Annotated in this window: 16 protein-coding genes and 1 pseudogene; 12 read left to right on the top strand and 5 right to left on the bottom strand. The window is 63.3% G+C overall.

The genetic code is table 11. From position 1 onward, the window contains the following. Positions 1-54 precede the first annotated feature (54 nt). Positions 55-2,496, top strand: a complete 2,442-nt coding sequence (locus LB554_RS05435; RefSeq protein WP_224583438.1) for an FAD-dependent oxidoreductase — start codon at positions 55-57, stop codon at positions 2,494-2,496. Positions 2,497-2,514: 18 nt separating this feature from the next. On the opposite strand, the gene LB554_RS05440 is transcribed toward LB554_RS05435, so the two are convergent. Next, positions 2,515-2,910: a DoxX family protein gene (locus LB554_RS05440; RefSeq protein ID WP_224583440.1), complete on the bottom strand. Its 396-nt coding sequence runs from the start codon at positions 2,908-2,910 to the stop codon at positions 2,515-2,517. 207 nt (positions 2,911-3,117) lie between these two features. Here LB554_RS05440 and LB554_RS05445 point away from each other — a divergent pair, with 207 nt between their 5' ends. Next, a complete protein-coding gene (locus tag LB554_RS05445; protein ID WP_140615536.1) occupies positions 3,118-3,606 on the top strand; it encodes a hypothetical protein in 489 nt (162 codons plus the stop codon). A gap of 42 nt (positions 3,607-3,648) precedes the next feature. Here the strand turns inward: LB554_RS05445 and LB554_RS05450 are convergent, their stop codons facing one another. Then, a complete protein-coding gene (locus LB554_RS05450) occupies positions 3,649-4,425 on the bottom strand; it encodes a VOC family protein (RefSeq protein ID WP_140665321.1) in 777 nt (258 codons plus the stop codon). A gap of 178 nt (positions 4,426-4,603) precedes the next feature. On the opposite strand from LB554_RS05450, the gene LB554_RS05455 reads away from it, so the two are divergent. From LB554_RS05455 to LB554_RS05485, 7 genes and pseudogenes are all read left to right on the top strand, one after another. After that, complete coding sequence (locus LB554_RS05455) at positions 4,604-5,329, top strand: gamma-glutamylcyclotransferase (protein WP_015317144.1); 726 nt, start codon at positions 4,604-4,606, stop codon at positions 5,327-5,329. 121 nt (positions 5,330-5,450) lie between these two features. Next, entirely contained in the window at positions 5,451-6,806 is a 1,356-nt protein-coding gene (locus LB554_RS05460; protein WP_015317145.1) for an NAD(P)-dependent oxidoreductase, read from the top strand. A gap of 5 nt (positions 6,807-6,811) precedes the next feature. After that, entirely contained in the window at positions 6,812-7,654 is an 843-nt protein-coding gene (locus LB554_RS05465; RefSeq protein WP_140714519.1) for a class I SAM-dependent methyltransferase, read from the top strand. A gap of 12 nt (positions 7,655-7,666) precedes the next feature. Next, a complete protein-coding gene (gene preA / locus LB554_RS05470) occupies positions 7,667-8,980 on the top strand; it encodes an NAD-dependent dihydropyrimidine dehydrogenase subunit PreA (protein ID WP_224583442.1) in 1,314 nt (437 codons plus the stop codon). Between the two features lie 105 nt (positions 8,981-9,085). Then, on the top strand, positions 9,086-9,604 hold the full coding sequence (locus LB554_RS05475; RefSeq protein WP_015317148.1) for an RrF2 family transcriptional regulator: 519 nt from the start codon (positions 9,086-9,088) through the stop codon (positions 9,602-9,604). A 33-nt stretch (positions 9,605-9,637) separates the two neighbouring features. Then, a complete protein-coding gene (locus LB554_RS05480; protein ID WP_140714521.1) occupies positions 9,638-10,096 on the top strand; it encodes a carboxymuconolactone decarboxylase family protein in 459 nt (152 codons plus the stop codon). A gap of 69 nt (positions 10,097-10,165) precedes the next feature. After that, positions 10,166-10,541, top strand: a pseudogene (locus tag LB554_RS05485) (DoxX family protein). 12 nt (positions 10,542-10,553) lie between these two features. Here the strand turns inward: LB554_RS05485 and LB554_RS05490 are convergent. Next, positions 10,554-11,276 carry an SDR family oxidoreductase gene (locus tag LB554_RS05490; protein WP_224583444.1) on the bottom strand — a complete coding sequence of 241 codons (723 nt, stop codon included), beginning with the start codon at positions 11,274-11,276 and terminating at the stop codon, positions 10,554-10,556. Then, positions 11,273-12,112 (bottom strand): SDR family NAD(P)-dependent oxidoreductase, encoded by an 840-nt coding sequence (locus LB554_RS05495; RefSeq protein WP_224583446.1) that lies wholly within the window; start codon positions 12,110-12,112, stop codon positions 11,273-11,275. Before LB554_RS05495 ends, LB554_RS05490 begins: the two co-directional genes overlap by 4 nt. A 103-nt stretch (positions 12,113-12,215) precedes the next feature. Between LB554_RS05495 and LB554_RS05500 the strand changes: the two genes are divergently transcribed. Then, positions 12,216-13,097 (top strand): helix-turn-helix transcriptional regulator, encoded by an 882-nt coding sequence (locus tag LB554_RS05500; RefSeq protein WP_140615556.1) that lies wholly within the window; start codon positions 12,216-12,218, stop codon positions 13,095-13,097. A 250-nt stretch (positions 13,098-13,347) separates the two neighbouring features. Here LB554_RS05500 and LB554_RS05505 read toward each other — a convergent pair whose 3' ends face one another. Further along, complete coding sequence (locus tag LB554_RS05505) at positions 13,348-13,983, bottom strand: TetR family transcriptional regulator C-terminal domain-containing protein (RefSeq protein WP_224583448.1); 636 nt, start codon at positions 13,981-13,983, stop codon at positions 13,348-13,350. Positions 13,984-14,225: 242 nt separating this feature from the next. On the opposite strand from LB554_RS05505, the gene LB554_RS05510 reads away from it, so the two are divergent. Together LB554_RS05510 and LB554_RS05515 are read left to right on the top strand one after the other, a co-directional pair. Beyond that, on the top strand, positions 14,226-15,554 hold the full coding sequence (locus LB554_RS05510; protein ID WP_140822299.1) for an aspartate aminotransferase family protein: 1,329 nt from the start codon (positions 14,226-14,228) through the stop codon (positions 15,552-15,554). 67 nt (positions 15,555-15,621) lie between these two features. Then, on the top strand, positions 15,622-16,872 hold the full coding sequence (locus LB554_RS05515) for a Zn-dependent hydrolase (protein ID WP_224583450.1): 1,251 nt from the start codon (positions 15,622-15,624) through the stop codon (positions 16,870-16,872). Positions 16,873-16,894: the final 22 nt, after the last annotated feature.

The raw sequence follows: 16,894 nt of genomic DNA on the forward strand, positions 1-16,894 counted from the left end.
GTCCCGTTTTGAATCATCCCACCCATCCAACTAACTGATATCAGAGAAGAAACCATGAAATCGCATGCAAAGGTCGTGGTCATCGGCGGTGGCGTCGTCGGATGTTCGGTGCTGTTCCATCTCGCCCGTCATGGCTGGACCGACGTCGTGCTGCTGGAGCGCGACGAGCTGACCTCGGGCTCGACCTGGCACGCGGCCGGCGGCATGCACACGATCAATGGCGATCCCAACGTCGCCAAGCTGCAGAAATACACCATCAACCTCTACAAGGAGATCGAGGAGCTGTCGGGCCAGGCAACCGGCGTCCACCTGACCGGCGGCGTGCTTCTTGCGGCCACCGAGGCGCGGCTCGACTGGCTGCGCGGGGTGGTCGCCAAGGGCCGTTATCTTGGCATCGAGCTGGAGGAAATCTCCCCGAAAGAGGCGGCCGAACTGATGCCGCTGCTCGATCCCAAGCAGTTCGTCGGCGCCGTCCGCAACAAGGAGGACGGCCACCTCGATCCCTCCGGTGTCACCCACGCCTATGCCAAGGCGGCACGAAAACTCGGCGCCGAGGTGGAGCGCTTCACCAAGGTCGAGGATATCGTGCGCCGTCCCGACGGGCTGTGGCGCGTCATCACCAACAAGGGCGAGGTGGTGGCCGAGCATGTCGTCAATGCCGGCGGCCTGTGGGCGCGCGAGGTCGGCCGCATGGTTGGGCTCGAACTGCCAGTACTGGCGATGGAGCACATGTACCTGATCACCGAGGACATGCCGGAGGTTGCCGCCTGGAACCAGAAAACCGGCACCGAAATCATCCATGCGGTCGATTTCGACGGCGAACTCTATCTGCGCCAGGAACGCGGCGGCATGCTGATGGGCACCTATGAGAAAGCCAACAAACCATGGTCAGAATACCAGACGCCGTGGAATTTCGGCCATGAATTGCTGGCGCCGGATATCGACCGCATCGCGCCGTCGCTCGAGGTCGGCTTCCGGCATTTCCCGGCTTTCCAGAACACCGGCATCAAGCAGATCATCAACGGGCCCTTCACTTTCGCGCCCGACGGCAACCCGCTGGTCGGGCCGGTGCGCGGCCTGCCGGGCTTCTGGGTCGCCTGCGGTGTCATGGCCGGCTTCAGCCAGGGCGGTGGCGTTGGTCTGGCGCTATCCAACTGGATGATCGAGGGCGATCCCGGCGCCGATATCTGGGCGATGGATGTTGCGCGCTACGGCGACTGGGCGACGATGGCCTACACCAACGCCAAGGTGCGCGAAAACTATTCCCGGCGTTTTTCGATCCGCTTCCCCAACGAGGAACTGCCGGCCGGGCGGCCGCTAAAGACGACGCCCGTCTACGACCTGTTGTCGGCCAAGGGTGCGCAGTGGGGCGTCGCCTACGGGCTGGAAGTGCCGCTCTGGTACGCGCCGGAAGGCGTCAAGGACGAATTCTCATGGCGGCGCTCGAGCGACTTCAGCCATGTCGCCGCCGAAGTCGCGACGGTTCGCGCTGGCGTCGGCTTGTCGGAGATATCGAGCTTCGCCAAATACAAGGTGACGGGCGAGGGGGCCGCGGCCTGGCTCGACCGGATGCTCGCCTGCAAGCTGCCGAAGCCCGGCCGGATGACGCTCGCCCCGATGCTGAAAGACGACGGCAGGCTGATCGGCGATTTCACGCTGGCCAATCTCAGCCCCCAAGGTCGGGAAGAAGAGGGCTGGTTCCTGGCCGGCTCCGGCATTGCCGAGCAATATCACATGCGCTGGTTCGAGCAGCATCTGCCTGATGATGGCTCGGTCCATATCGAAGCGCTGGGACAAAAGCTTGCCGGCCTGTCGATTGCCGGCCCCAAGGCCAGGGACGTGCTGGCGAAAGCCACGCGCTCCGACATCTCGAACGCGGCATTTCCCTTCATGGCCGTCGGCAAGATGGATGTCGGCATGGCGCCGTGCCTGGTCGGCCGCGTCAGCTACACCGGCGATCTCGGCTACGAGATCTGGGTGGCGCCGGAATATCAGCGTGCCGCCTATCAGGCGCTGATGGCGGCGGGGGCGGAATTCGGCATCGGTCTGTTCGGCTCGCGCGCGCTCAACGCGCTGCGGCTGGAGAAGAACTACGGCTCATGGGGGCGCGAATACCGGCCGATCTATGGGCCGCTGGAAGCCGGCATCGATCGTTTCGTCGCCTACGGCAAGGACGCAGATTTCATCGGCAAGGCGGCGGCTCTGGCCGAGCGCAAACAGGGCGGCAAGTTGCGGCTGCGCGCCTTCATCGTCGATGCCGACGATGCCGATGTCATCGGCGACGAACCGATCTGGTTCGGTGGCGCGGTGCGCGGCTGGGTGACGTCGGGCGGCTATGCCCATCATTCGAAGAAGTCGGTCGCTGTCGGCTATGTGCCGAAGGAGATCGCAGAGGAGAGCGACGGCTTCGAAATCGAGTTGCTCGGCAAACGGCATGCGGCGCGAATCCAGGCGGCGCCGCTGTTCGATGCGAATTTCGAACGGATGCGGGGGTGAACCACCCCCGCATGGGGTTCACGCGCTACGGCGGTTGTCCAGCGCGAAGGCGCCGGCGCCGGCAAAGACCAGATAGAGGAAGATGAAGCAGAACGAGATCGCCGAATCGCCGCTGTTGTTGACGGGGAAGAAGTCGCGCGGCATGTGAGCCATGAAATAGGCGATCGCCATTTCGCCGGCCAGAAGGAATGCGACCGGGCGGGTGAAAAGGCCCAGCGTCAGCAGAATGCCACCGACGAATTCGAGGATGCCGGCTGCTAGCGGCAGTCCGCTCAACGCGCTGGCTACGTGGTCGCTGGCGGGGAAATTGAACAGTTTCTGCGTGCCGTGCTCGATGAACTGCAGCGCGGTCATGATGCGCAGAACGCCAAGCGCCTGCGGCTGGTATCTGGCAAGGCCATCGAAAAGCTTCATCCAAAACTCCGTTTGGCTTCTCGGACCGGCCATAGGTTATTGCCCGGCAGTGGACCATTCACATCCCATGGCCAGCCATCAACAATTGGTGATTGGAAATGTTCCCCGCCTTTCATATTGTTCTCGTAAAGGTTGCATTTTTGCCTGTTTGGTTGTATTGGTTGTAGGCGTCGATTTGGATGCTCTTCACATGTGGGTCCCCTTGCCATGAAAAAAGTCGCCATCAGCCTGTTCGCAATCCTTGTGAGTACCAGTTTAGCCATGGCCGAGGACGCCGGCTGCGAGGCCTTTAGATGGCCGGTGACGCGCGAACAGGCGCTGTTTGCAACGGCACCCTCAACGCCGTCCGGAGCGACACTGGCAGTAGGGGCGGCCGCGGATCTGGCGCTGGTGCCGGCCGAGAAGGCCGGCTTTGCGGTGCCGCCCGAACGCGCACCTGCGGAAGGCACGTTCGGCGCTGTCGCCAGTGTGGCGGTGCCGCCGGAGGGGACCATCCAGATCAGCCTGTCGGGCGAGGCCTGGGTCGATGTTATCCAGGACGGCAAAGCCGTGAAATCGTCCGGCTATAGCGGCGTCAAGACGTGTCCCGGCATCCGCAAAAGCGTGCGCTTCAAGCTCGCGGCCGGCCAAGCCACCGTCCAGTTCAGCGGTGCCAAGAAAGAGACCCTCAAGGTCGCGGTGCTGGCACCGGAATAAGCCGACGCCAGCAAGCGTGATATCAGCGGTTGACGCGGGCGCTTATCGCACCGGCGCCATCAAAGCGAAGTGCGCGCCTTGCGGATCCTGGCATTGCACGACCCAGCTGCCTCCGGGGACCTCCATCGGTCCCATCAGGATCTTGCCGCCATTGTCGGTGACGCGTTTTGCGGCCGCGTCGATGCCGGTGACGTTAAAATAGAACTGCCAGACCGGCACCGGAATCTGCTCGGGCTTGTTCATGATGCCACCGCCGGATTCGGGGCCGGCGGTAAAGGTCTGGTAAGTGCCCATCGGCCCCATGTTGAATTCGCCGGCATTGGCCCAGCCGAACTGGCTGGAATAGAAGTCAAACGCGGCCTTCCAGTCGCTCGTATAAAGCTCATGCCAGCCGATATGGCCCGGCGTGCTGGCCGGCACGACGGGCTGGTCGGGGCCGTTCGGCTGCAGGAGCATGAAGGTCGCGCCTTGCGGATCGGCCACGACGGCAAAGCGGCCGACGCCTGGAATGTCGTCGGGCTGGCGGTGAACGGCGCCCCCCGCCTTTTCCAGCGACGCTGTTGCCGCGTCGACATCCCTGGCGTGGATGTAGCCCAGCCAGGCGGGCGGCATGCCCATCTTGGCGGCATCCTGAGGCATCGTCATCAGGCCGCCGACGCCACGCTCGCCGGCATTCATGACGACATAGCGCGGCATGCCTGGAGCCTTATCGAAGGGCTCGGCCTTCCAGCCCACCACGGCGGGGTAGAAAGCCTCGGCGGCGTCGAGGTCTGATGTCATCAGTTCGTACCAGAAGAAGGGCATCGGGGATTGTGGCATGGTCGGTCTCCTCACCTTTGTGCGCCGATCGTCGTTCGATCCATCCTAGGACGATCTTGACGACGGAAATCCGACATCTGGGCTGGAAATCGGGAACGGCAAGGCGCACCCTCTTGGCAATCTTGCGTGTCTTGCGATTTTCGCCTTTGCTTGGCCTCGAGGAGGAGGTCGTCGTTCCATGCGGCAGATGTCACTTACAGCCGAGCTTGTCGCACTGTGCCATCGCGACGAGGCCGATCCCGGGCCCAGCGGCGGCTGGACGCAACTGAGCGACGAGGATTTCCGGGTCCTTTCCGCGCGGCTCGCCGATGAAGCAGATGCGGGGCCGCTATGGGTGTTCGCCTATGGCTCGCTGATCTGGAAGCCGGCTTTCGAGTCCGTCGAACGCCAGCGTGCCACCGCCCATGGCTGGCACCGCTCGTTCTGCATCGACATGGTTCGCTGGCGCGGCAGCGTCGCGCAGCCTGGACTGATGATGGCGCTCGAACGCGGCGGGCGGTGCGATGGTGTGATCTACCGTTTGCCGGAAGGGGAGAAGACTGCTCAGATCGAAAGGCTGTTGCGGCGCGAGATCGACGATCATGAGAGCGTCGCTTCGGTCAGGTGGGTCTCGGTGCGTACGGCGCAAGGGCATCTTCGGGCGCTGGGTTTCTGGGTCGGGGTGACGGGCAGGGGCACTTCGCTCGGGCAGCCGCTGGACCGGGTGGCGCGGGTGCTGGCGCGGGCCTGTGGCCATGTCGGATCGGGCGCCGAATATCTCTACAACACCGTCAGCCACCTCGAGGAATTCGGCATTCGCGACCGCAATCTGTGGCGCCTGCAGCAATTGGTCGCCGACGAAATCAGGTCTATCCATGGCAATGGCAGGGGTGGCGGCCTTATCCCAGTGTCACCGTCATCATAACATGAATACCACTATCATGTTTTCTTCCAGTCTTTTCAACGGTTTGTGCCAAAAATTGACCAATTGATAAAAAAATAAAACGTGCTAGCCTTCCCCAAAACGAAAACATGGGGAACTGAGAATGCCAGAAGGCCAGTTCAAAGAGGGTATTGTCGGCGGCCGGCTTCTGCCCGACCAATACGCGGATAATTTTTCCGACCTGCATCCCCCGCTCGATCATCACGAGGCGCTGGTCGAATCCGACCGCTGCTATTTCTGCTACGACGCGCCGTGCATGAACGCATGCCCGACCTCGATCGACATTCCGCTGTTCATCCGCCAGATCTCGACCGGTAACCCGATCGGCTCGGCCAAGACCATCTTCGACCAGAACATTTTGGGCGGCATGTGCGCCCGCGTCTGCCCCACCGAGACGCTGTGCGAGGAGGTTTGCGTGCGCGAGGTTGCGGAAGGCAAGCCGGTCCAGATCGGTCGTCTGCAGCGCTACGCCACCGATGTCGCGATGAGCGAGAGCAGGCAATTTTATCCGCGCGCCGAGCCGACAGGAAAAACCGTAGCCGTCGTCGGCGCCGGCCCGGCCGGTCTTGCCGCGGCGCACCGGCTCGCCCGCCATGGCCATGACGTGACCATCCTGGAGGCGCGCCCGAAGGCGGGCGGCCTCAACGAATATGGCATCGCCGCATATAAGAGCGTCGACAACTTTGCCCAGGCCGAGGTCGACTATGTCACCGCGATCGGCGGCATCGACATCCAGAATGGCAAGGCGCTCGGCCGCGATTACCAGCTCTCCGACCTGATCCGCAATTACGACGCCGTTTTCCTTGGCATGGGGCTTGGCGGTGTCAACGCGCTGCGCGCCGATGGCGAGGATGCCGCCGGCGTCACCAACGCGGTCGAATTCATTGCCGAACTGCGCCAGGCCAGCGACCTCTCCGGATTGCCGGTCGGCCGCCGCGTCGTCGTCATCGGCGGCGGCATGACGGCGATCGACGCCGCCGTGCAGTCGAAGCTGCTTGGCGCCGAGGAGGTGACGATCTGCTACCGGCGCGGCCAGGAGCATATGAACGCCTCCGAATTCGAACAGGACCTGGCCGCCGCCAATGGCGTCACCATCCGTCACTGGCTGCAGCCGAAGCGGGTGATTGCCGAAGGCGGCAAGGTCAGTGCCATCGAACTCGAATACACGGCACTCGACGGCGACCGGCTTGCCGGCACCGGCGAGACGCTGACGCTGGTTGCCGACCAGGTGTTCAAGGCCATCGGCCAGAGTTTCGTGCCGGCTGCACTCAACGGCAGCGGGGCGTCGATCGATCTCGAAGCCGGCCGTATCAAGGTCGACGCGGAAGGGCGCACATCGCTGGCCAAGGTCTGGGCCGGCGGCGACTGCATTTTTGGTGGCGACGACCTGACCGTTTCGGCTGTGGCGCAAGGCCGCGACGCGGCGGAAAGCATCCACAGGAGCCTGACCCAGGGATAAGGACCATGGCCACGGTGGAACCGGGCATTGCCCGTCACTACGAGATTTCAGGCCTGGAGGAGCGGATTCTTGCCGCGCTTGCCGACACCGGCGTGGAAATTGACCATCTGAGCGCTGACGATCTCGCAGCGGTCGACGAATTCCACATTGGCGGCGTGGCCGCCACCAGGGAACTCATCGACCAGATGGGGCTGAAGCCTGGAGCCCGGCTTCTCGACATCGGTTCAGGCATCGGCGGCCCGGCCCGTTTTGCCGCGAACAATGCCGGCGCCGATGTCACCGGCATCGACCTGACCCAAAGCTATGTCGATATCGCGACCAGCCTGTCGAAACGGGTGGGAATGGCCGGCAAGACGCGCTTCGTGCAAGGCAGCGCGCTGGACATGCCGTTCGCCAAGGCCAGCTTCGATGCGGCAATGATCCTGCATGTCGGCATGAACCTTCCCGACAAGGCCAAGCTGATGAGCGAGGCCGCCCGCGTGCTGAAGCCCGGCGGTGTCTTTGCCGTCTATGACGTGATGCGGCTCAAGGATGGAGCACTGACCTATCCGCTGCCATGGGCCTCCGACGCGACCATGTCGTTCGTCGCCACGCCTGCTGATTATCGAGCCGCCGCCACCGTCTGCGGCTTTTCAGTAATCGCCGAGCGCCCGCGCGGCGCTTTCGCCATCGAATTCTTCGCCACCATGCGTGCCCGCATGGCCGCCGCGCAGGCCGAGGGCAAAAAGCCGCCGCCCGGCGTCGGCCTGATCATGGGCGAGGATGCCCGCACCAAGATCGCCAATCTCACCGCCGCGCTTGAAGGCGGCATTCTTGCACCCGTGGAAATGCTCCTTCGTCTCGGTTGAAAGGGACCTGTCATGGCTGACATCAGAAATAATTTCGTCGGCATCAAATCGCCCAATCCGTTCTGGCTGGCCTCGGCGCCGCCGACCGACAAGGCCTACAACGTCATCCGCGCTTTCAAGGCGGGTTGGGGCGGTGTCGTCTGGAAGACGCTGGGCGAAGAGGGGCCGCCGGTGGTCAACGTCAACGGCCCGCGCTACGGCGCGATCTGGGGCGCCGACCGGCGCCTGCTCGGCCTCAACAACATCGAACTGATCACCGACCGCGATTTGCAGACCAATCTGCGCGAGATGAAGCAGGTCAAGATGGATTGGCCCGACCGTGCGCTGATCGCCTCCATCATGGTGCCCTGCGTCGAGGAGAGCTGGAAATCGATCCTGCCGCTGGTCGAGGAGACCGGCGCCGACGGCATCGAGCTCAATTTCGGTTGTCCGCACGGCATGTCGGAACGCGGCATGGGCGCGGCCGTCGGCCAGGTGCCGGAATATATCGAAATGGTGGTGCGCTGGTGCAAGCAATATACGCGCATGCCCGTCATCACCAAGCTGACGCCCAACATCGCCGATATCCGCAAGCCGGCGCGGGCAGCGCATGCCGGCGGCACTGACGCGGTGTCGCTGATCAACACCATCAATTCGATCACCGGCGTCGACCTCGACAGTTTCGCGCCGATGCCGACCATCGATGGCAAGGGTTCGCATGGCGGCTATTGCGGCCCGGCGGTGAAGCCGATCGCCATGAACATGGTGGCCGAGATCGCCCGCGATCCCGAAACCCGCGGCCTGCCGATCTCCGGCATTGGCGGCATCACCACGTGGCGGGACGCCGCCGAATTCATGGCGCTAGGCGCCGGCAATGTGCAGGTCTGCACGGCGGCGATGACCTACGGCTTCAAGATCGTGCAGGAGATGATCGCCGGCCTCGAAAACTGGATGGACGAGAAGGGCCACCGCTCGCTCGACGACATTATCGGCCGCGCCACGCCCAACGTCACCGACTGGCAGTATCTCAACCTCAACTATGTCGCCAAGGCGTATATCGACCAGGATGCCTGCATCAAATGCGGCCGCTGCCACATCGCCTGCGAGGACACCTCGCACCAGGCGATCACCAGCATGGTCAACGGCGTCAGGCATTTCGAGGTGATCGAGGCCGAATGCGTCGGCTGCAATCTGTGCGTCAATGTCTGCCCGGTGGACAATTGCATCACCATGGAGCCGCTTGCGGCCGGCGCGTTGGACCAGCGCACCGGCAGACCTGTGTCGCCGGTCTATGCCAACTGGACCACGCACCCGAACAACCCGATGGCCAAGGTGGCGGCGGAGTAGGGCAACCTTTCAAAAGCGGCGTCTCCGGGCGTCGCCTTTTCATTTTCTTATTGCAGATAAATTTTATCCAGGATATGATGTATCTACGAATTGGAGACTAGCATTATGAAGCTGGGCGAGGGCGTTGAGGCGGCCATCCACTGCGCGGCGACACTGGCGAGCGTCGACGGCAACAGTACCATGCCGGGCGCGGCGCTGGCGGAATCCTTCGGCCTGTCGCCGAGCTATTTGCTGAAGCACCTCAACATGCTGACGGCGTCCGGCATTCTGGAATCGGTGCCGGGTCCCGCCGGCGGCTACCGGCTGGCGCGGGCTGCCGAACGCATCACGCTGCTCGACATCGTGCTGGCCATCGAAGGGCGCGAGCCGGCTTTTCGCTGCGGCGAGATCCGCCGCAACGGTCCGGTCAAGATCGATGCCTCCGCCTATGTGAAACCTTGCGGCATCAATGCCGCGATGCTCAAGGCGGAGCGCGCCTACCGGGCAGCGCTCGCCGAGGTGAAGTTGTCCGACATCGTGGCGGATTACGCTGCGGAAGGCGACCCCAGATCGTTTGCCGCGAGCTGCGCCTTTGTCGAGCGCCATCAACGGCGGCAGAAACCCAGTTCAACCAACCAAGCCTAAATTAACCTCCCCAAGGATGTGAAAGGAAAGACGATGAAACAGAGGCTGCAGTTCTTCGCCAAGGCGCCCGAGATCATGAAGGCCGTGTCGGCACTCAACAAGGCGGTCGACGAATGTGGACTGGAGGTGAGCCTGCTGCACCTGGTCAAGCTCAGGGCCTCGCAGATCAATGGCTGTTCCTTCTGCGTGGAGATGCACAGCCGCGAAGCCAGGCGCGACGGCGAGACCGAGCAGCGGCTCTATCTCGTCGCCGCCTGGAAGGAATCGCCGCTGTTCTCCGAGCGCGAACGCGCCGGACTGGCCTGGACCGAGGCGGTGACGCTGGTCGCCAACAACGGCGTGCCGGACGAACTCTATGCGCGCACGCTGGAGCATTTCTCGGAAGAAGAGTTGGTCAAGCTCTCCGTCGCGATCGGCATGATCAACACATGGAACCGACTTTGCATTCCGTTCCACGCCATCCATCCGATGCCGGCCGCCAAGGCGGCCTGACAGTCCGGACATCTGTTGGGGCGCAGCCGGGGAAAGGCGGCGCCCCTACTGTTTCAAAGGGGGAGTTCAATGCCTGTCGATTTGCCTTCGACCTTGCTGTTTCTCGGTCGCCTGCTGCTCGGCGGTGCCTTTGTCTTCGCCGGCCTGCGCAACATCCAGAACGCGGATTTCCTGACCAGGTTGGTGGCCGCGCGTGGCGTGCCCCAGGCCCGGCTGGCGTTGTGGGCTGGCATTGTCGCGCAGATCATCGCGGGAGTGCTGGTGATGGTCGGCCTCTGGACCGCGATTGCCTGCGTGGTGCTGGTGCTGTTCCTGATCGTGGCGACGCCGATGTTCCACAATTTCTGGGATCATCAGGTCCGGAGCGTGCATCCCGCATCAATGGCTTCGTCGGCAATGTCGCACTGAGCGGAGGTTTTTGTCGCTGATCGCGCAGTCGCTTTAACTCTCCAACGTTTTACGCCGCGAACCGTAGGCCGCCGTCGCAGGTCAGCACCTGGCCGGTCATGAAGCTGTTGGAGACGAGGAAGGCTATCGCCGAGGCGACGTCCTCGGCGCGGCCGATGCGGCCGACCGGCGTTTTCCCCGCATGGTCTGCAAAGACCGCCTGCCGCTGCTCTGCGGGCAAAAAGTCCCACCATGGCGTGTCGATGACGCCGGGCGCCACGACGTTGACGCGCAGCGGCTTCAGCTCGACCGCCAGGATCGGCGCCACGGTCAGGAGCATGCCATTGATGGCGCCGATGCCGGCGACGCCCGGCGTGGCGAGCTGGGCCGATACCGCCGAGATGAAGGTGACCGACCCCGATTTGTTCAGCGTCGGCAAGGCGGCCTGCAGGCAGGAGAGTTGAGGTCGCACCTTCTCGTCGACGCCCCCGGCGATATCGGTGAGGTCGAGGGTTTCGAACGGACCGAGGCCCTTGCCGCCGCTCGCCGCCAGAACGAGGTGGTCGAACGGGCCGAGGCGCTCGAAGAATTGGCGGACTTCATCCGGTTCCGAAGCGTCGAAGGCCGCCTTGTCGGCCGCTCCGCCAAGGCTTTTCCAGGCGCTGATGAGCCTGTCCTGGTTGCGCCCGGTGATCGTGACCTTCATGCCCGGGCCGAGCAGTTTGCGCGCCGTCGCCAGGCCGATGCCGGATGAGCCGCCGATGATCACCGTGTGTTCGATGTTGCTGGTCATGAATGCTGTTCCTTCGTTTCAGGGAGAGCCAGCCCGACGAGGTCGAGGCTCAGGCTTCGCAATTGTTGTCTTGCCTTGGCATCGTAAGCCTGGGCGTCGGCGCGGGATTCGCGCAGGCCGTCGAAATAGAGGCCGCTGCGCCCTTCCAGCGCGGGCGAGGTGGCGAGATTCAAGATAGCCTCGGCGCCGGTCTCGACCGAACTCCATGGCGTGACGCCCGCCTGGCGGACCATGGTGGTGTTCATGTAGCTCGCCGGATGCAGCGCGTTGACGGTGACGCCGCTGCCTTCCAACTGCCCGGCCAGATCGACGGTGAACAGGATCTGCGCCAGCTTGCTCTGGCAATAGGCGCGCACGCCGCTATAGCCGCGGGTCAGCATGACGTCTCCGAAATCGATCGCCTGCTGGCCGGCGGACGCGACATTGACGATGCGTGCCGGGGCGCTCGCCTTCAGCAGCGGCAGAAGCTCCGAGGTCAGCAGGAAGCCGGCGAGATAGTTGACGGCAAAGCGCAACTCGTAGCCATCGGCGCTTGTCTGTCGTTTGTCGCCAGCGGTGCCGACGCCGGCGTTGTTGATGAGGATGTCGAGTTGGCTCGTGCTGGCGCGCACGGCTTCGGCGAGGCGTCGTACCTGCGCCAGCGAAGCGAGATCGGCCGCGAAAAACTCGGCCTTGCCGCCGGCGGCTTCGATGGCGGCGATAGTGGCGTCGCCGCGTGTGGCATCGCGGCCATGCACCAGCACCCGTGCGCCGGCGGCACCCAGCCTTTGCGCCACCACGCGGCCGACGCCGTCGGTCGAGCCGGTGATGAGGATGGTCTTGTCTTTCAATTCCATGTTCAGAGCCTCCTGTTGTTGCTCTGAACGCAAGATGGAGCGCTTCGCCTATGTCAAACAGTTCAAACTTTATCCTGGTATCAATACTGCTATAATAGCCGGTATGAACGCTCCCGTTGCCTCCACCCGATCAGCCGACGAGAGCCGCCGGCGCGAACTCGGCGCCTTCCTGCGGTCGCGCCGGGAAAGGCTGGCGCCATCGGCCACCGGCATCGCGACAGGTCCGCGACGGCGCACGCCGGGTCTGCGGCGGGAGGAAGTGGCGATGATCGCCGGTGTCGGCACCACCTGGTACACCTGGCTTGAGCAGGGCAGGGACGTGCGGCCCTCGGTGGAAGTGCTGGCGGCGCTCTGCGAGGCTTTGCGCCTCGACGCCGTCGAGAAGCGGCATCTGTTCATCCTGGCCGGCCGCCAGCAGCCGGAGCGTCGTGTGGCGGCACCTGAAAAGGTCGACGCTACGCTGTTGCACATGCTGCAAAGCCTGGTGCTGCAGCCCGCCTATGTCGTCGGCCGTCGTTGGGACGTTCTTGCCTGGAACGACGCGGCCGTGGCGGTGTTCGGCGACTATGGCTTGCTCGAGGGCGATAGCAGAAACATCGTCCACATGGTGTTCACCAACCCGCACCATCGCCGCCTGCTGGTCGACTGGGAAGAACTCGCCCGCGTGGTGCTTGCTTCGTTTCGTGCCGAAAGCGCCAAATATGTCGGCGATCTGGATTTCGAACGGCTGATCGCGCTGATGATGAGTTCAAGTCCCGAGTTCCGTGACTGGTGGCCCCGGCGCGACGTGGCGCGCAGGCTAACCGGAGTGAAGCATGTCCGGCATCCCATGGTGGGCTTGATGGCCTTCGAGCATATGAGCCTGTCGATCGACGACGGCTCGGACATGCGGCTGATCGTCTACACGCCGCTCGCCGAGCAGAACTCGATCTCCAAACTTCAAAGATTGCTGGAGGCGATGCCGGCCGAACGGCGCAGCGCGTGAAGTTATCTGCCGGCGCGCTCTCAACTTCGTCATCCACGGGCGGAGCGGAAGCGAAGCGGACGCGCAGACCCGAGGATCCATGCCGTTACCTTGACAGTATAGTGCAGCCGAGCAGAATTCTGGACCGTAGCGGCGCTCATGTGTCGCGGCATGGATTCTAGGGTCTGCGCCGCGTCGCTTCGCTCCTTGCTTCGCCCTAGAATGACGAAGCCAATGTGCGCTTCGGCCAATCTAGACATGATTTCGCCTGTTACCCTTTCGGCTTCAGCCCATCGAGGAACAATTGCTCCAGGAAGCGGGCAGCGTCCTCGAAGCGGCCGTCGCCGCCACGGTTCGGCCCCAGCACGGCGCGGACCTGGACATCGAAATCGGCGTAATGCTGCGTCGTCGCCCAGATCGAGAAGATCAGATGCCAGGGATCGGTCCGGGCGATCTTGCCGGCGCGCATCCAGCCCTTGATGACGGCGGCTTTCTCGTCGACCAGCGTCTTCAACTCGCCCGCCAGCAGCGGCATGATGCGCGGCGCGCCTTGCAGGATCTCGTTGGCGAACAGGCGGCTCTCGCGCGGAAAGTCGCGCGCCATTTCCAGCTTGCGCCTGATGTAACTCCTGAGTTCGGTCATCGGATCGCCGATGTTGTCGAGTTCCCGCAGCGGCGCCAGCCAGGTTTCGAGCAGCCGTTCCATCAATGTCTCGTGGATGTCTTCCTTGCGGCGGAAATAGTAGAGCAGGTTCGGCTTCGACATGCCGGCGGCTTCGGCGATCTGGTCGATGGTCGAACCGCGGAAGCCGTTGGTGGAGAACACTTCGAGCGCGGCCTCCAGGATCAGTTCGCGCTTTTCCTGCTGGATGCGGGTGCGGCGAGGGGCTTGCGTGCTCGTGGTCACCGTTGCGGACCTTCCTATTGCCATATCTCGCATTCAAGGTCATCTGGACCAATTCTCTGGACCAGTTTTTCCCCAGGCTGTGGAACGCACTTCAGGAGCCGCATTTCCGCTAGTAATCCATTGACCGCCGACATGGCGGTGCTAAACGTTTGTCCAATCGGTCAAAATTTGCGTAGCATGAAAGCGCGGCAAAGACCAAGCGTTGGACGCAGCGAAACAGGTTACAAGGGGAAGTCTTGGTCATGTCCAACCGGCTGAAAGTCACGCCGAACGATCTCAGCGCATTCTGGATGCCGTTCACGGCAAACCGGCAGTTCAAGCAGGCGCCGCGCATGTTCGTGTCCGCCAAGGACATGCATTACACGACCAGCGATGGCCGCAAGGTATTGGACGGCACCGCCGGCCTGTGGTGCGTCAACGCCGGCCATTGCCGTCCCAAGATCACCGAGGCGATCCAGCACCAGGCCGCCGAGCTGGATTATGCACCCGCCTTCCAGATGGGCCATCCGATCGTGTTCGAACTGGCGAACCGCCTGGTCGACCTCGCGCCCAAGGGCATGGACCATGTCTTCTTCACCAATTCCGGTTCGGAATCGGTCGAAACGGCGCTGAAGATGGCGATCGCCTATCACCGCGTGAAGGGCGAAGGGTCGCGCACCCGGCTCATCGGCCGCGAGCGCGGTTATCACGGCGTCAATTTCGGCGGCATCTCGGTCGGCGGCATCGTCACCAACCGCAAGATGTTCGGCACGTTGCTGGGCGGCGTCGACCACATGCCGCACACGCATCTGCCGGAGAAGAACGCCTTCTCCAAAGGCGTGCCGGAGTATGGCGCGGAGCTCGCCAACGAGCTCGAGCGTATCGTCGCCCTGCATGACGCCTCGACCATCGCCGCCGTCATCGTCGAGCCGGTCGCGGGTTCCACGGGCGTCATCCTGCCGCCGAAGGGCTATCTCGAGAAGCTGCGCGAAATCTGCACCAAGCACGGCATCCTGTTGATCTTCGACGAGGTCATCACCGGCTTCGGCCGTCTCGGCGCGCCGTTCGCGGCCGACTATTTCGGCGTCACGCCCGACATCATGACCACCGCCAAGGGCGTCTCCAACGGCGTCATCCCGATGGGCGCGGTGTTCGTGAAGAAGGAAATCCACGACGCCTTCATGACCGGCCCCGAGCACATGATCGAGTTCTTCCACGGCTACACCTATTCGGGCAACCCGATCGCCTGTGCGGCTGCACTCGGCACGCTCGACACCTACAAGGAAGAGGGCCTGCTGACGCGCGGCGAGGAACTGGCGCCTTACTGGGAAGATGCACTGCATTCGCTGAAGGGCGAACCGCATGTCATCGACATCAGGAACATCGGCCTGATCGGTGCGATCGAACTGGCGCCGATCGCCGGCAGTCCGACAAAGCGGGCCTTCTCGGCCTTCGTCAAGGCGTTCGAGCGCGGCGCGCTGATCCGCACCACGGGCGACATCATCGCACTGTCGCCGCCGCTGATCATCACCAAGGGCCAGATCAACGAACTGATCGACCATGTGCGTGAAGTGCTTAGGATGATCGATTGAAGAACTGGGCGCCGATATCCCTCCCCCTCGAGGGGAGGGGGACGCCCCGCAATTGATGAGGTTTTGAATGGCCGCACCCGGTGAGAATTTGCGAATCAATTCAGACCGTTTGTGGGATTCGCTGATGGAGATGGCGAAGATCGGCCCCGGCATCGCCGGCGGCAACAATCGCCAGACCGTGACCGATGAGGATGGCGAGGGCCGGCATCTGTTCAAGCGCTGGTGCGATGCCGCGGGGCTCGAAATGGGTGTCGACGAGATGGGCACCATGTTTGCCCGCCGCGAAGGCACCGACCCCAGCCTGCCGCCGGTCTATGTCGGCAGCCATCTCGATACGCAGCCGACCGGTGGCAAATATGACGGCGTTCTCGGCGTTCTCGGCGGCCTGGAGATCGTGCGCTCGCTCAATGATCTCGACATTAAGACGAAACATCCGATCGTCGTCACCAACTGGACCAACGAGGAGGGCGCGCGCTTCGCGCCGGCTATGATGGCGTCCGGCGTGTTCGCCGGCGTGCTCGACCAGGCCGACGTCTACGAGCACACGGACAAGAACGGCAAGAAATTCGGCGAGGAACTGGAGCGCATCGGCTGGAAGGGCGCCGAGAAGGTCGGTGATCGCAAGATCCACGCCTTCTTCGAACTGCATATCGAGCAGGGCCCGATCCTCGAGGACGAGGACATCGACATCGGTGTCGTCACCCATGGCCAGGGCCTGAAATGGCTGCAGGTGACGCTGACCGGCAAGGAGGCGCATACCGGCTCGACGCCGATGCCCAAGCGCCGCAATGCCGGGCTCGGCATGGCGCGGGTGATCGAATTGGTCCACGAGATCGCCATGGACTACCAGCCCGACGCTGTCGGCGCGGTCGGCCACATGGAGGTCTATCCCAACTCGCGCAACATCATCGCCGGGCGCACCGTCTTCACCATAGACATACGCTCGCCGGAAAAGGAAGTGCTCGACGCCATGGATGGCCGCATCCGCGAAGGCATCGACACGATCTGCGACGCCCTCGACATCCAGTACAAGATCGAGCAGGTTGGCGCTTTCGATCCGGTCACCTTCGACAAGGGCTGCGTCAAGGCGATCCGCGACGCGGCCGAGCGGCTTGGCTATACGCATCGCAACATCGTCTCGGGTGCCGGCCACGACGCCTGCTGGATCAACCGCGTCGCGCCGACCGCCATGGTGATGTGCCCTTGCGTGGATGGGTTGAGCCACAATGAGGCGGAAGAGATCACCAAGGAATGGGCAGCGGCCGGCACCGACGTTCTGTTCCATGCGGTGGTGGAGACGGCCGTTATAGTGGAGTGAACTTAGAGATTTACCTTCAAAC

Source organism: Mesorhizobium sp. CO1-1-11, assembly GCF_020164995.1.
GTDB classification, from domain to species: Bacteria; Pseudomonadota; Alphaproteobacteria; order Rhizobiales; family Rhizobiaceae; genus Mesorhizobium; species Mesorhizobium australicum.

Coding starts and splice junctions, on each gene's coding strand:
- LB554_RS05460 (WP_015317145.1), top strand. CDS start 5,451: ATGCCAGAAGGCCAGTTCAAAGAGGGTATTGTCGGCGGCCGGCTTCTG.
- LB554_RS05475 (WP_015317148.1), top strand. CDS start 9,086: ATGAAGCTGGGCGAGGGCGTTGAGGCGGCCATCCACTGCGCGGCGACA.
- LB554_RS05495 (WP_224583446.1), bottom strand. CDS start 12,112: ATGGAATTGAAAGACAAGACCATCCTCATCACCGGCTCGACCGACGGC.
- LB554_RS05445 (WP_140615536.1), top strand. CDS start 3,118: ATGAAAAAAGTCGCCATCAGCCTGTTCGCAATCCTTGTGAGTACCAGT.
- LB554_RS05450 (WP_140665321.1), bottom strand. CDS start 4,425: ATGCCACAATCCCCGATGCCCTTCTTCTGGTACGAACTGATGACATCA.
- LB554_RS05500 (WP_140615556.1), top strand. CDS start 12,216: ATGAACGCTCCCGTTGCCTCCACCCGATCAGCCGACGAGAGCCGCCGG.
- LB554_RS05440 (WP_224583440.1), bottom strand. CDS start 2,910: ATGAAGCTTTTCGATGGCCTTGCCAGATACCAGCCGCAGGCGCTTGGC.
- LB554_RS05490 (WP_224583444.1), bottom strand. CDS start 11,276: ATGACCAGCAACATCGAACACACGGTGATCATCGGCGGCTCATCCGGC.
- LB554_RS05510 (WP_140822299.1), top strand. CDS start 14,226: ATGTCCAACCGGCTGAAAGTCACGCCGAACGATCTCAGCGCATTCTGG.
- preA (WP_224583442.1), top strand. CDS start 7,667: ATGGCTGACATCAGAAATAATTTCGTCGGCATCAAATCGCCCAATCCG.
- LB554_RS05455 (WP_015317144.1), top strand. CDS start 4,604: ATGCGGCAGATGTCACTTACAGCCGAGCTTGTCGCACTGTGCCATCGC.
- LB554_RS05435 (WP_224583438.1), top strand. CDS start 55: ATGAAATCGCATGCAAAGGTCGTGGTCATCGGCGGTGGCGTCGTCGGA.
- LB554_RS05465 (WP_140714519.1), top strand. CDS start 6,812: ATGGCCACGGTGGAACCGGGCATTGCCCGTCACTACGAGATTTCAGGC.
- LB554_RS05515 (WP_224583450.1), top strand. CDS start 15,622: ATGGCCGCACCCGGTGAGAATTTGCGAATCAATTCAGACCGTTTGTGG.
- LB554_RS05480 (WP_140714521.1), top strand. CDS start 9,638: ATGAAACAGAGGCTGCAGTTCTTCGCCAAGGCGCCCGAGATCATGAAG.